Origin of the sequence: Spirillospora sp. NPDC048823 (assembly GCF_043198445.1) — a bacterium.
In the GTDB taxonomy this organism is placed as follows: domain Bacteria; phylum Actinomycetota; class Actinomycetes; order Streptosporangiales; family Streptosporangiaceae; genus Spirillospora.
Window position 1 is genome coordinate 280,214 of sequence record NZ_JBICUT010000007.1, and the last position, 11,857, is coordinate 292,070.

The 11,857-nt window shown below is 71.5% G+C and carries 11 protein-coding genes; 8 read left to right on the forward strand and 3 right to left on the reverse strand.

Translation table 11 applies throughout. The features are described from left to right. Positions 1-24 precede the first annotated feature (24 nt). The 8 genes from ACGFK0_RS19045 (at position 25) to ACGFK0_RS19080 (ending at position 8,513) form a co-directional block, all read left to right on the forward strand. Positions 25-2,628 carry an AMP-binding protein gene (locus tag ACGFK0_RS19045; protein WP_392906353.1) on the forward strand — a complete coding sequence of 868 codons (2,604 nt, stop codon included), beginning with the start codon at positions 25-27 and terminating at the stop codon, positions 2,626-2,628. A 106-nt stretch (positions 2,629-2,734) separates the two neighbouring features. Continuing rightward, positions 2,735-4,387, forward strand: coding sequence for a flavin-containing monooxygenase (locus ACGFK0_RS19050; protein ID WP_392906354.1), 1,653 nt, complete (start codon positions 2,735-2,737; stop codon positions 4,385-4,387). A gap of 107 nt (positions 4,388-4,494) precedes the next feature. Continuing rightward, on the forward strand, positions 4,495-5,625 hold the full coding sequence (locus ACGFK0_RS19055) for an FtsX-like permease family protein (RefSeq protein WP_392906355.1): 1,131 nt from the start codon (positions 4,495-4,497) through the stop codon (positions 5,623-5,625). Beyond that, positions 5,622-6,353 carry an ABC transporter ATP-binding protein gene (locus ACGFK0_RS19060; protein ID WP_392906356.1) on the forward strand — a complete coding sequence of 244 codons (732 nt, stop codon included), beginning with the start codon at positions 5,622-5,624 and terminating at the stop codon, positions 6,351-6,353. Before ACGFK0_RS19055 ends, ACGFK0_RS19060 begins: the two co-directional genes overlap by 4 nt. Before the next feature lie 61 nt (positions 6,354-6,414). Then, positions 6,415-7,005, forward strand: a complete 591-nt coding sequence (locus tag ACGFK0_RS19065; RefSeq protein WP_392906357.1) for a TetR/AcrR family transcriptional regulator — start codon at positions 6,415-6,417, stop codon at positions 7,003-7,005. Between the two features lie 129 nt (positions 7,006-7,134). Continuing rightward, positions 7,135-7,530 carry an ArsR/SmtB family transcription factor gene (locus ACGFK0_RS19070; RefSeq protein ID WP_392906358.1) on the forward strand — a complete coding sequence of 132 codons (396 nt, stop codon included), beginning with the start codon at positions 7,135-7,137 and terminating at the stop codon, positions 7,528-7,530. Further along, on the forward strand, positions 7,463-7,945 hold the full coding sequence (locus ACGFK0_RS19075) for an SRPBCC family protein (protein ID WP_392906359.1): 483 nt from the start codon (positions 7,463-7,465) through the stop codon (positions 7,943-7,945). Before ACGFK0_RS19070 ends, ACGFK0_RS19075 begins: the two co-directional genes overlap by 68 nt. Then, complete coding sequence (locus ACGFK0_RS19080) at positions 7,932-8,513, forward strand: TIGR03086 family metal-binding protein (RefSeq protein WP_392906361.1); 582 nt, start codon at positions 7,932-7,934, stop codon at positions 8,511-8,513. The genes ACGFK0_RS19075 and ACGFK0_RS19080 overlap by 14 nt, the downstream gene beginning before the upstream one ends. 18 nt (positions 8,514-8,531) lie before the next feature. Here the strand turns inward: ACGFK0_RS19080 and ACGFK0_RS19085 are convergent, their stop codons facing one another. Genes ACGFK0_RS19085 through ACGFK0_RS19095 form a run of 3 tightly spaced genes read right to left on the reverse strand, consistent with a single transcriptional unit; the run spans position 8,532 to position 11,826 of the window. Further along, the gene (locus tag ACGFK0_RS19085; protein ID WP_392906363.1) at positions 8,532-9,149 is read right to left on the reverse strand and encodes a TetR/AcrR family transcriptional regulator; all 618 of its coding nucleotides are present in this window, start codon (positions 9,147-9,149) and stop codon (positions 8,532-8,534) included. 4 nt (positions 9,150-9,153) lie between these two features. After that, positions 9,154-10,287 (reverse strand): hypothetical protein, encoded by a 1,134-nt coding sequence (locus ACGFK0_RS19090; RefSeq protein WP_392906365.1) that lies wholly within the window; start codon positions 10,285-10,287, stop codon positions 9,154-9,156. Between the two features lie 15 nt (positions 10,288-10,302). Then, positions 10,303-11,826, reverse strand: a complete 1,524-nt coding sequence (locus ACGFK0_RS19095; protein WP_392906367.1) for an NAD(P)/FAD-dependent oxidoreductase — start codon at positions 11,824-11,826, stop codon at positions 10,303-10,305. Positions 11,827-11,857 lie beyond the last annotated feature (31 nt).

The following is an 11,857-nucleotide window of genomic DNA, read 5'->3' on the forward strand; positions in this document are numbered from 1 at the left end:
GTTAGCCTTACTTAAGATGCGCCTGTGAGGCACCCCCACCTGAAGTCCCATCCGGTCCCCTTCGCCCGTGACCTGGCCGATCATGCGGACCGGCCGGCCGTCGTCACCGCAGAGGGGACGCTGTCCTACCGGGAACTGGCGGCGCGGACCGCGGCCACCGCCGACCGGCTCGGCACCGAACGCCGGCTGGTGCTGCTCGCCGGGGCCAACACGGTGGACGCCCTGGTCGTCTATCTGGCGGCGCTGGCAGGAGGGCATCCCGTCCTGCTGGTCCCGCACGACCGCTCCCTCTCGTCCCTGGTCGACCTGTACGACCCGGACGTCGTGGCCTTCCCGGACGGGACGCTCGACGAACGCCGCCCCGCCTCCGCGCACACGCTGCACCCCGAACTGGCGCTGCTGCTCAGCACCTCCGGTTCGACGGGCGCGCCGAAGCTCGTCCGGCTCTCTCAGGAGAACCTGCAGGCGAACGCGGCGTCCATCGCCGAGTACCTGGACATCCGGGAGGGCGACCGCGCCGCCACCACCCTGCCGATGTACTACTGCTACGGCCTGTCCGTCATCAACAGCCATCTGCTGCGCGGCGCCGGACTGATCCTCACCGACCGTTCGGTGACCGACGACCGGTTCTGGACGCTGTTCCGCGACGCGCGCGGGACGACGCTGGCGGGCGTGCCCTACACCTTCGACCTGCTCGACCGGGTGGGCTTCGCCGACATGCGGCTCCCGCATCTGCGGTACGTCACCCAGGCCGGCGGGCGGCTGGCACCCGACCGCGTCGCGCGCTACGCGGACCTCGGGCGGCGGCGCGGCTGGGACCTGGTCGTCATGTACGGGCAGACAGAGGCGACCGCCCGAATGGCGTTTCTTCCGCCCGACCTCGCGGCGTCCCACCCCCAGGCCGTCGGCGTGCCCATCCCGGGCGGCTCCTTCCGGCTCGAACCGCTGCCCGGCCGGCCGGACGCCGACACGGGCGAACTGGTGTACTCGGGTCCCAACGTCATGCTCGGCTACGCCCACGGCCCCGCCGACCTCGCCCTCGGCCGGACCGTCGGCGAACTGCACACCGGCGACGTCGCCCGGATCCTCCCGGGCGGCCTGTACGAGGTGGTGGGGCGGCACGGCCGGTTCCTGAAGATCTACGGCCTGCGCATCGACCCGCAGCGCATCGAGGCGACGCTCGCCCGGCACGGCCTGGCCGCGCTCTGCACGGGCGACGACGAGGGCCTGGCCGTCGCCGTGACCGGTGGCGCCGACGTCCCGCACGTCAGGCGGCTCGTCGCGGCCGAATGCGGCCTGCCCGCCCGGATGATCAGCGTGCACCCGGTGTCCGAGCTGCCCCGGCATCCGACGGGCAAGCCCGACCGCCCGGCCGTGCTGCGGATAGCGCGTCCCGGGCCGGTGCCGGCGCGTCCCGGGCCGGCACCGGCGCGTCCCGGACCGGTGCCGGCGCGTCCCGGACCGGTGCCGGCGCGTCCCGGACCGGTGCCGGCCACGGACCTGGTCGGCCTGTACGCGCGGATCCTCGACCGGACCGACGTGACCGAGGACGACAGCTTCGTGGACCTCGGCGGCGACTCGCTCTCCTACGTCGAGATGTCGCTGAAGCTGGAGGACGCGCTCGGGACGCTGCCCGCCGACTGGCCCATCCGCCCCATCCGCGACCTGCGGCGCCCGGCCGGGCGCTCCCGGCTGCGGACCCTGGAGACCGGCATCCTGCTGCGCGCCGTCGCGATCGTCCTCATCGCCGGATCGCACATCTCGATCTTCACCGTCCGGGGCGGGGCGCACATCCTGCTCGCGGTGGCGGGCTTCAACTTCGCCCGGTTCCACCTCACGTCGCACGGACGCGGCGAACGCCGCCGGCACGTCCTCGGCGCCCTCAACCGGATCGCCGTGCCGAGCGTCATCTGGCTCGTGGCCGCGGCACTCCTCACCGCCGACTATCACCTCGTGGACGTCCTGCTACTGAAGAGCGCGTTCGGGTACGACAGCAACTACTGGTTCATCGAGGTCATCGTCTACATCCTGCTCGCGATGGCCGCGTGGCTGAGCGTCCCGGCCCTCGACCGGTCCGAACGCCGCGCCCCCTTCGGCTTCCCCCTCGCGCTGCTGTCGGCCGCCCTGGTCGTCCGCTACGACTTCTTCGGCCTTTCGGACCTCCCGGACGCGATCACCGCACTGTGGATGTTCCCCCTGGGGTGGGCCGCGGCGAAGGCGGCCACCACCGCGCGGCGGTCGCTGGTGACCGTGACCGCGCTCGCCACCGTCCCCGGCTACTTCGGGTCGGGCGAAACGCTGCGGGAGATCATCGTGATGGGCGGTGTGGCACTGCTGATCTGGGTTCCCGCACTGCCGAGCACCGCCCTGTTCAACCGGCTCGCCGGGATGCTCGCCGGTGCATCGCTGTACATCTACCTCGTCCACTGGCAGATCTATCCGCTGCTGGAGGGCCATTCCCGGTTCCTGGCCCTCCTCGCCTCCCTGGCGGGCGGAGTGGCCTACGCGGCCGCCGCCGCACGGATCCTGCGGCATGTGCGACGTTCCGACCGTCCGGGAGGGCGTGAAGGAAATCATTCGCTGCCTCAAAAGACTGCGGTGCGTTTATCACATGGCGTGACCGTGTGACTTCAGGCCACTGGAAGTGACCCTTCTCGCCCTGTCCCGGAGATAGCATTCATGCTTCTGGTTGCTGAATGTGTCACCCGTCGGACTCTCGAGAGGAAATCCAAGGATGACCCAGGCGTCACCGCATCCGCAGCAGGTCGCCGAGCAGAACCCGCGTGAAGTCGACGCGGTCGTGGTCGGTGCCGGACTGTCCGGCCTGTACATGCTGCACAAGCTGCGTGGGCTCGGCCTGTCTGTGCAGGTCTACGACAGGGGTGAGGGCGTCGGCGGCACGTGGTTCTCGAACCGCTATCCCGGGGCGCGCGTCGACGTGAAGAGCATGGATTACGCCTACTCGTTCGATCCGGAACTGGCGCAGGAATGGGAGTGGACCGAGAAGTACCCTGCTCAGGAGGAACTGCTCAGATACATCGAGCACGTCGCCGACCGCTTCGACCTGCGTCCGCACATCCGGCTCCGGACCCGGGTGACCGAGGCCGTGTTCGATGAGGGCGCCGAGCGCTGGCACGTGCGCACCGACCGTGGCGGACGGGTGTCGGCCCGATACCTGATCATGGCGACCGGCTGCCTGTCGACGTCCAAGCTGCCGGAGATACCCGGGCTGGAGGGCTACCGCGGCCACTGGTACCACACGGCGCACTGGCCCGAGGAGGGCGTGGACTTCACGGGGAAACGGGTCGCGGTGATCGGTACGGCGTCCTCGGGAGTGCAGGTCATTCCGCTTATCGCCGAGCAGGCCGCACAATTGACGGTGTTCCAGCGGACGCCCAATTTCGTGATACCCGCGAACAACCATCCGCTCGATCCGGAAGACCGGCGGTCGGCGAAGGCGCGCCACGCCGAAATGCGCAGGGCGAACCGCGAGTCCGGATTCGGTGTCGCGTTCCCCGAGGCGACCAAAGGTGCGATGGAGGTGTCGGACGAAGAGCGCGACGGCTACTACCGCAGAGTCTGGTACGACGAGGACAACAGTCTCGTCAGCCTGCTCAGCGGCTACAACGACCTGATCATCAACAAGGAGTCCAACGACACCATCGCGCAATTCGTCCGCGACCGGATCGCCGAGGTCGTCGACGATCCCGAGGTCGCCGAGGAGTTGCAGCCCAGGGACCATCCGCTGGGCGCCAAACGCCCCTGTCTGGGCACGAACTACTACGAGACGTTCAACCGGCCTAACGTGAGCCTCGTCAATGTCCGCAGGACACCTCTCGTGGAGATCACGCCCGCCGGCATCCGCACGACGGAGGACGAATTCGCCTTCGACGCGCTCGTGTTCGCGACGGGGTTCGACGCGATGACCGGCGCGCTCATGGCCGTCGACATCCGCGGGCGCGACGGGGTCCGGCTCGCCGAGAAGTGGGCGGAGGGGCCGCGCACCTATCTGGGGATCGCGGTGGCCGGGTTCCCCAACCTGTTCACGATCACCGGCCCCGGCAGCCCGTCGGTGCTCTCCAACATGACCGTCTCGATCGAGCAGCACGTGGAGTGGGTGGGCGACGCGATCGCCGCGATGCGAGCCCGGGGCAAGCAGGCGATGGAGGCGACCGCCGAGGCCGAGGACGCCTGGACCCGGCACGTCGACGACGTCGCGCAGGCGACGCTCTACCCGGCCGCCGACTCCTGGTACATGGGCTCGAACGTGCCCGGCAAGCCCCGGGTGTTCATGCCCTACCCCGCCGGCGTCGGGCTGTATCGCCAGAAGTGCGACGAGGTCGCCGCCACCGGCTACGAGGGATTCGAGCTCACCGACCGACAGTGATGATGCGGGTGACGAAGATCCCTGTTTAGGCGGCCCCCGGACGGTTTGCCGACATGGTGTTGATATCTTGGCGACATGATGTCGATAAGCGGTCCGGGGGCGCCCTGATGTTCCTGGCACTACGCGAACTGCGCTTCGCCCGGGTCCGGTTCGGGCTGATGGGGGCCGTCATCGCCCTGATCTCGGTCCTCATGGTCATGCTGTCCGGGCTGTCGGAGGGGCTGGTCAAGGACGGAGTGTCCGGCCTGCAGAACATTCCCGTGACCTCGTTCGCGTTCGAACGGGACGTCCAGCACGACGCGGCCTTCTCCCGGAGCGTCGTGGACGTGTCCGCGGTCGAGAAGTGGCGGGACCGTCCGGGCGTCGCGGACGCGGCCCCCTACGGCAACCTGCTCGTCAACACCGAGGGGCAAAGGGGCACCGAGATCGACCTCGCGCTGTTCGGGGTGCGGCCCGACTCCTTCTTGGCCCCCCAGGTGGACGAGGGAGCCCGGCTGAACGAGCCCGACGGCGTCGTCGTGAGCGCGACGGCCCTCGACGCCGGGCTCCGGGTCGGCGACACGATCACCGTCGACCGGCTCGGGACGCGGCTGCGGATCGTCGGCTCCACCGGGCGGCAGGACACCTTCGGGCACGTCGACATCGGTTATGTGCCGCTCGCGACCTGGCAGCGCCTCAAGGCGGGGGTGGGCCCGGACGACCCGATGCCCGAGCACGCCACCCGCGACATCACCGCGGTGGCGGTGCAGGCGGAGCCCGGCGCGACGGTCGACCTCGCCGCCGGGGACCGCGCCGCCGGCACCGAGAGCCTCACGATCGACGAGTCCTTCGGCGCGTCCCCCGGCTACACGGCCGAGACGACCACCCTCCAGCTCATCCAGGGCTTCCTCTATGCGATCTCGGCGCTGGTCGCGGGCGCCTTCTTCGCCGTCTGGGCGATCCAGCGCAGGCACGAGGTCGCCGTGCTGCGCGCCATGGGCGCGTCCGGAGGGTGGGTGCTGCGGGACGCGTTGACGCAGGCGTTCATCCTCCTCCTCGCGGCCGTCGCGGTCGGCGCGGCGATCGGCGTCGCGCTCGGCGCGCTCATGACCGGCGGCGGCGTCCCGTTCGCGCTCAGCGCGCCGAACGTGGCGGCGGCCGCCGCCGGGCTCATCGTCCTCGGACTCGCCGGGGCCGGCGCCGCCGTCGCCCGGATCGCCTCGATCGACCCCGCCACCGCACTCGGAGGAAACCGATGATCGGCAGGAGCACGCCGGACGAGGAGACGCGCGCCCGCGCGGACGTGCCCGGCAACGCGGGGCTCGTCCTGGACGGCGTCCATCTGCGGCACGGCGACGGCGACGAGATCGTGCAGGCCCTCGACGACGTCTCCCTCGCCGTGGCGCCCGGCCGGCTGGTCGCGATCGTCGGCCCGTCCGGCGCGGGCAAGTCGAGCCTGCTCGCGGTCGCGGGCGGGTTGGCCCGGCCGGACGGCGGCACCGTCATGGTGGCCGGGCACGACATGACGGCGGCCGGCCGGCGCGGACGGGCCGCGCTGCGCCGCGAGCACATCGGGTTCGTGTTCCAGTCCGGCAACCTGATCCCGGCGCTGACGGCCGCGGACCAGCTCCGGCTTCCGAACCGGTTCCGGCCGCGGCGCACGCGGGCCGGCCGGGACCCGCTCGAACTCCTCGCCGACGTGGGCATGGCGGACAAGAAGAACCGGTACCCGCACCAGCTGTCGGGCGGGGAGCGGCAGCGGGTCGGCATCGCGCGGGCCCTCGCGACCGCCCCGAGCGTCCTGCTGGTCGACGAGCCCACGGCGGCCCTCGACCGGGCGCGCAGCCACGACGTCGTCCGGCTGCTCGCGGCCGAGACGCGGCGGCGGTCCGTGGCGACCGTCATGGTCACCCACGACCATGACGTCCTGGAACACTGCGACACGGTGCATGAAATGATCGACGGCCGCCTCACCGGGGCCGCCTAGCGCGGGCCCGCCGCCCGCGTGCGCGGGGGCGGCGGCCGCCGAGACGACGAAAGGGGGGCGCGTGCCGAGGATCCGGGCGGCGACCGTCGCCGAGCACCGGGCCGCCCAGCGGGCCGCACTGCTGGACGCGGCCCGCGACCTGCTCGCCGAGAACGCGGAGGACACCGAGCGGGCGCCGAGCCTGGCGGACGTCGCGCGCCGGGCCGGGCTCGCGCGCTCCAGCGTGTACTCGTACTTCACGTCGCGGGACGACCTGCTCGACGCCCTGATCGTCGACACGTTCCCGCGGTGGGCGGCGTACGTCCGGGAGCGGATGGAGAAGGCGTGCACGCCCGGCGAACGGGTGCTCGCCTACGTCGACGCGAACCTCCACCTCGTGGCCCGCGGCGATCACGCGCTGGCACGGGCACTGGCCGCGACCAGCCGCACCGACACGCTGGCGAAGTCGAGCCGGCTGCTCCACGACGACCTGGCGTCCCCGCTCCGCACGGCCCTGACGGAGCACGGCGCGCCCGATCCCGTGCGGACGGGCGAGCTCGTCCAGTCGATCGTCTACACGCTCAGCCGGATGATCGAGGACGGCCTGGCCGAGGCTTCGGCGCAGCGGCTCGGCCACGAGCTGCTCACCCCCTACCTGCGCGACGCGACCTGACGAACGGGTCCACCACCCCACGAAACGCAGCCCTTTCAACCGTGCGGTTGACGGGTCGGTGAGTCGCGGCCTACGCTTGTTTCAACCGTTGAGTTGAAAACTGCCGTTGAGTTGAGAACCGGAGGGGCGATGACCGCGGACGCGCTGTCCCGAGTCTTCGCCGCTCTCGCGGATCCGACCCGGCGCGACATGGTCGCCCGGCTCTCGGAGGGCGAGGCGACGGTGAGCCGGCTGGCCGAGCCGTACCGGATGTCGCTGCAGGCCGTCTACAAGCACTTGCGGGTGCTCGAGGACGCCGGGCTCGTCAGCCGGCCGCCGGGGCCGCAGCCTCGGCCGGTGCGCCTGGAGGTCCATGCCCTCGACCTGATGGACACCTGGATCGAGCGCCACCGGACCCGCGTCGAGCAGCGCTACCGCCGCCTGGACGCCGTCCTGGCGGAGATGAGGGGAGACGAGCATGCACAAGATCACGGAGACGGTCATCGAAGCGGACCCGGCGCTGCCGGTCATCCGGATGGCGCGTGACTTCGCGGCGACGCCCGAGCAGCTGTTCCGGGCCCACACCGACCCGGCGCTGTACGCCCGGTGGGTGGGGCCCGACGCCACGACCGTCCGGATCGACCACTGGGACGCCCGTACCGGCGGCAGCTGGCGGTACGTCTCGGTGCACGACGGCACGGAGTACGGGTTCCACGGCTGCTTCCACGAGGTCCGGCCGGACCGTATCGTGCAGACCTTCACGTTCGAGGGCATGCCCGACGACGTCGCGCTGGAGACGCTGTGGTTCGAGGACCTGGGCGAGGGCCGTACGCGGCTGCGGGCGCAGTCGCTGGTCGACAGCATCGACGTCCGCGACGCGTGGCTGCGCAGCGGCATGGAGACCGGTGTCAACGAGGGCTACGCCAAGCTGGAGAGGATGCTCGCCGATGGCTCTGTCTGACCGCCCGGCCGAGCGGCACCGGCGGATCGCCGGGCTGTTCACGGACCGGGTCCGCGGCGCCCGGTCCTGGGACGCGCCGTCCCCGGTGGCCGACTGGACCGCCCGCGACGTCGTGCGTCACCTGACCGAGTGGTTCCCCGCGTTCCTGGCCTCCGGCGCCGGCATCGAACTGTCCCGCGGACCGTCGGTGGACGAGGATCCGGTCGCCGCGTGGCAGGTTCACTGCGACGCGGTGCAGGCGGTGCTGGACGATCCGGAGACCGCGGACCGGAAACTCACGAACCCGCACCTCGGCACCCTGCCCCTGGACGCGGCGATCGACCGGTTCTACACCGCCGACGTGTTCATGCACACCTGGGATCTGTCCAGGGCCACCGGCCAGGACGACCGGCTGGACCCCGGCTTCTGCGCCCAGCTCCTCGGCGGGATGGAGGAGATGGAGGAGGTCCTCCGCTCCTCCGGCCAGTACGGCCCCCGCGTGGAGGTGCCCGGCGATGCGGACGTCCAGGCCAGACTGCTGGGCTTCATCGGCCGGGACCCGTTCTGGCAGGGCCCGGACGTGACCTGACCCTGGCCGGAGGCGCGCTCAGCCGTGGACGGAGACCGATGGCCGGCGCAATGCCGGGGCCAGCCAGCGGTGGAGGAGGGCGCGGAGGTCGGCGTCCTCCTGAGGGGGCTCGCCCGGGTGCTGCAGCAACGACGCCAGCAGCCGCATGATGATCTCGGCGAGGCCGTTGAGGTCGTCCTCGCCGACGCCGGCGGCCTCCCAGTCGACGGGGTAGCGCTTCAGCATCTGGGCGCCGTAGGCGATGGCGTCGCCGGTGGTGATCCCGCGGCCGAAGGCGCCGGAGTCCCCGAGCTGCAGCAGCAGGCTCAGCTGCGGCTCGGTCGGGATCGTCCGCACGCAGAAGACCATGCCCTCGACCACGGCCTCGGCCGGATCGGCGATCCCCTGGAGGTGGGCGACGAGCCGGTCGACGAACGACTCCGCGCCCTGGGCCGCCACCTCGCCGATGATGTCGCTGATCCGGTCGAAGTGGCGGTAGACGGTCTGGCGGGTGACGCCGAGCTCGCCGGCGACGTCGGACAGGGTCGTCTTCGCGACGCCGTGCCTGTCGAGGCAGCGGGCGGTCGCGTCGATGATGCGCTGCCGGGCCTCGGCATTGGACGCGGGAGGCCGGCCTCCCCAGCCGTGGTGCGACATGGCCCTAGGATCCCACAGGCCGCGCGGCCGGTCGTGACCTCGTCGCGCGGAGCGTGACCAGGATGAACGCGGTCGCGGCGGCCGCGCAGAGCGCGGCGTACCACAGGCTGCCGACCGGTGTGCCCTCCTCGGTGACGCCGTCGGCCGACGCGAAGTACGCCGGCAGCGCGATCAGCCACAGGACGACGTGGACGGCGAGGTATGCCGCCGGGTAGGTCCGCGCGAACAGCGGCGACGCCGCCGCCGGGGCCGCCGCGTCGGCGCGCACCGCACGCCAGGCGTCCACGAGCAGGCAGAGGCCGGCGATCCAGACCACGGCGAGTTCGGCGCCGAGGACGGCCCGCTGGATTCCGAGCCGGTCCTCGCCGCGGAAGGCGCCGCTGGGCGCGCTCACGATGATCATCGCCAGCGGCGTCACGGCGCCGGCGACGGCGGTGCGCCAGGCGATCCGCGGGCCGGTGAACGCGGCGCGGCCGTCCTCCGGTCCGACCAGGCGGACCACGAGGTAGGTCATCGCGCCGAAGGAGACCGAGGCGAACAGGAGCATGCTGTTCATCGGCACCGAGGCGAGCGCCGGCTGGTTGATCATCTCGTTGCCGGGGTTCCACGCCCACCACTTCAGCTGGGGGCCGAGGTGGTCGAAGATCTCGTAGAAGACCTGGCAGGCGAACGCGACCGCCACCGAGCCGACCAGCGGCCCGCGCCGCGCGAAGACGCCCAGGGACCGGACGATCTCGTAGGCGAGCTGCGACAGCGCGGGATAGAAGGCCACGATGTAGAGCGGCAGCCGGTCGTACATGAACTGCACGGTGAACACGTTGTGGGAGAAGATGAAACCGACGTGCTCCTCCAGGCCGAACCAGCCCGGGAAGTACAGCGGCGGCTCGATCACGGCGAGGTAGACGACCGAGGCGAACCACAGCGAGATGTTGACGGGGTCGCCGTCGCGCCTCCACCGCCGCCACGCGTGGACGAGGGCGAACACCGCGCCGCCGACGATGAGCAGTTCGAGGACGAGCATGGTGCCGTTCTCGAGGCCGAACGGGTCGCGGAAGGTCACGATCGGGTTCGCGTCGTGGCAGGAGAAGCCGAGTCCTTCGGCGACGCGCTCGGCCGCCGAGTCACAGGTGTGGTCCATCGCTCGCTTCCCGGGTCAGGCGCCGACGCGGTCGCCGCCGCGGCCGGCTCCGGTGGACGACCCGCTCGCGGGGCCGGTGTAGCCGGTGTAGTCCGTGCCGGGCGGGTCCTGCCGGTCGTCGAACCCGCCGGGCACGACCGTGCGGCCGAGCCGCTGACGCAGCTTGTAGCGCGCGATGCCGAACCAGAACCGCGGATCGGCGGCCATCTCCCTGAGCGACCTGTCGAGGTTGAACACCTGCGCGAACGTCCGCTCGACGTAGGCGTCCTCGCGGCTCGCGGCGTTGATGGCGTTGAAGATCGGCCAGCTCAGGCGCGCCGCCATCCTGCGGCGCCAGGCGGGCGCGATCTCGGTCCCGGTCGCGAAGTCGTAGGCCTGGTCGCGGGCCATCGCCAGCATCCAGGGCACGTCGAGGGACTTCTTCTGCCGGTCGAGGAACTCGCGGAAGAAGGCGAGGCCGCCGGCGTCGCGGTCGCGCAGCAGTTCGCCGAGGATGAGCGCGGAGCGGGCGGCCGAGCTCATCCCCTGGGCGTAGAACGGGTTGAAGGCGCAGATCGAGTCGCCGACGCAGACCAGCCCGATCGGGGGCACGTCGAGCAGGTCGAAGCGGCGCCACTTGTTCCCGGTCGCGCGGGTCAGGTGCACCTCGGAGGTCGGGGTGCAGGCGCGGGTCGCCCGGCCGAAGGCCGCGGCCCGGACACGGTCAGCCCCGGCCTCGAACGCGTCGGCCTTGCGCGGCATCTCGATGCCCCACGACCCCATGCACACGATGGCCCGGTCGCCCTCGATCGGGAAGAAGTTGCTGAGGAAATCGTGCTCGTCGGGGTGGTCGCCTGTGTCCTGGGTCGGGGTGACGACCAGGTGCTTCCACCACCACGACGCCGGGCGCCGGTCGGCGGAGGGCAGGTCGTACCACCGCGAGGTGTAGGTGACCTTGGCGTCGAGGGTCTTCTCCGGTGGCGCGGACCAGCCGGCTCCGCTGAGCCAGTCGGCGACGGACGAGCCACGGCCCAATGCGTCGACGACCAGGTCGGCGGCCAGGTACGGCTCTTCGCCGCCGGCGGTGCGGTACTCGACCCCCTCGACGCGGCCTCGCGCGGTGCCGGCCTCCGTGGAGCGGAGCCCGGTGACGGTCGCGCCCTCGCGGATCTCGATGGCCGGCAGCTCGCGGATCTTCTCGCGCAGCACCCGCTCGATGAGCACCCGGGAGCTGTAGACCATCGTCATCGATCCGGACTTGCGCGGGGCCCAGCCGTCGTTCTCGCAGTAGGCCGCGTCCATCGACGGCATGAGGTGCAGTCCGCCGGCGGCGATCAGCGCCTCCTCGAACCCGGGGAAGATCGCGTCGATCGCGCGGCGGCCGGAGTTGAGGAGGAAGTGCGGGTGCTTGCTCTGCGGTACGCCGCGGCGGTGCTCGGCGCCCGGCGGGAGCCGGTCGCGCTCCAGGACGATCACCTTGTCGTAGTGCTTCGCGAGCGCTCCCGCGGCGCACAGCCCCGCCACGCTGCCGCCGAGCACCACAGCCGTCTCTCGCCGCATCCCTTTCACCTCATTCATACAGAATATGGAT

Bases quoted from the DNA above. Each gene is read 5' to 3' on its own strand.
- ACGFK0_RS19060 (WP_392906356.1), top strand. From the start codon at position 5,622: ATGATCGGCAGGAGCACGCCGGACGAGGAGACGCGCGCCCGCGCGGAC.
- ACGFK0_RS19085 (WP_392906363.1), bottom strand. From the start codon at position 9,149: ATGTCGCACCACGGCTGGGGAGGCCGGCCTCCCGCGTCCAATGCCGAG.
- ACGFK0_RS19070 (WP_392906358.1), top strand. From the start codon at position 7,135: ATGACCGCGGACGCGCTGTCCCGAGTCTTCGCCGCTCTCGCGGATCCG.
- ACGFK0_RS19075 (WP_392906359.1), top strand. From the start codon at position 7,463: ATGCACAAGATCACGGAGACGGTCATCGAAGCGGACCCGGCGCTGCCG.
- ACGFK0_RS19055 (WP_392906355.1), top strand. From the start codon at position 4,495: ATGTTCCTGGCACTACGCGAACTGCGCTTCGCCCGGGTCCGGTTCGGG.
- ACGFK0_RS19080 (WP_392906361.1), top strand. From the start codon at position 7,932: ATGGCTCTGTCTGACCGCCCGGCCGAGCGGCACCGGCGGATCGCCGGG.
- ACGFK0_RS19050 (WP_392906354.1), top strand. From the start codon at position 2,735: ATGACCCAGGCGTCACCGCATCCGCAGCAGGTCGCCGAGCAGAACCCG.
- ACGFK0_RS19090 (WP_392906365.1), bottom strand. From the start codon at position 10,287: ATGGACCACACCTGTGACTCGGCGGCCGAGCGCGTCGCCGAAGGACTC.
- ACGFK0_RS19095 (WP_392906367.1), bottom strand. From the start codon at position 11,826: ATGCGGCGAGAGACGGCTGTGGTGCTCGGCGGCAGCGTGGCGGGGCTG.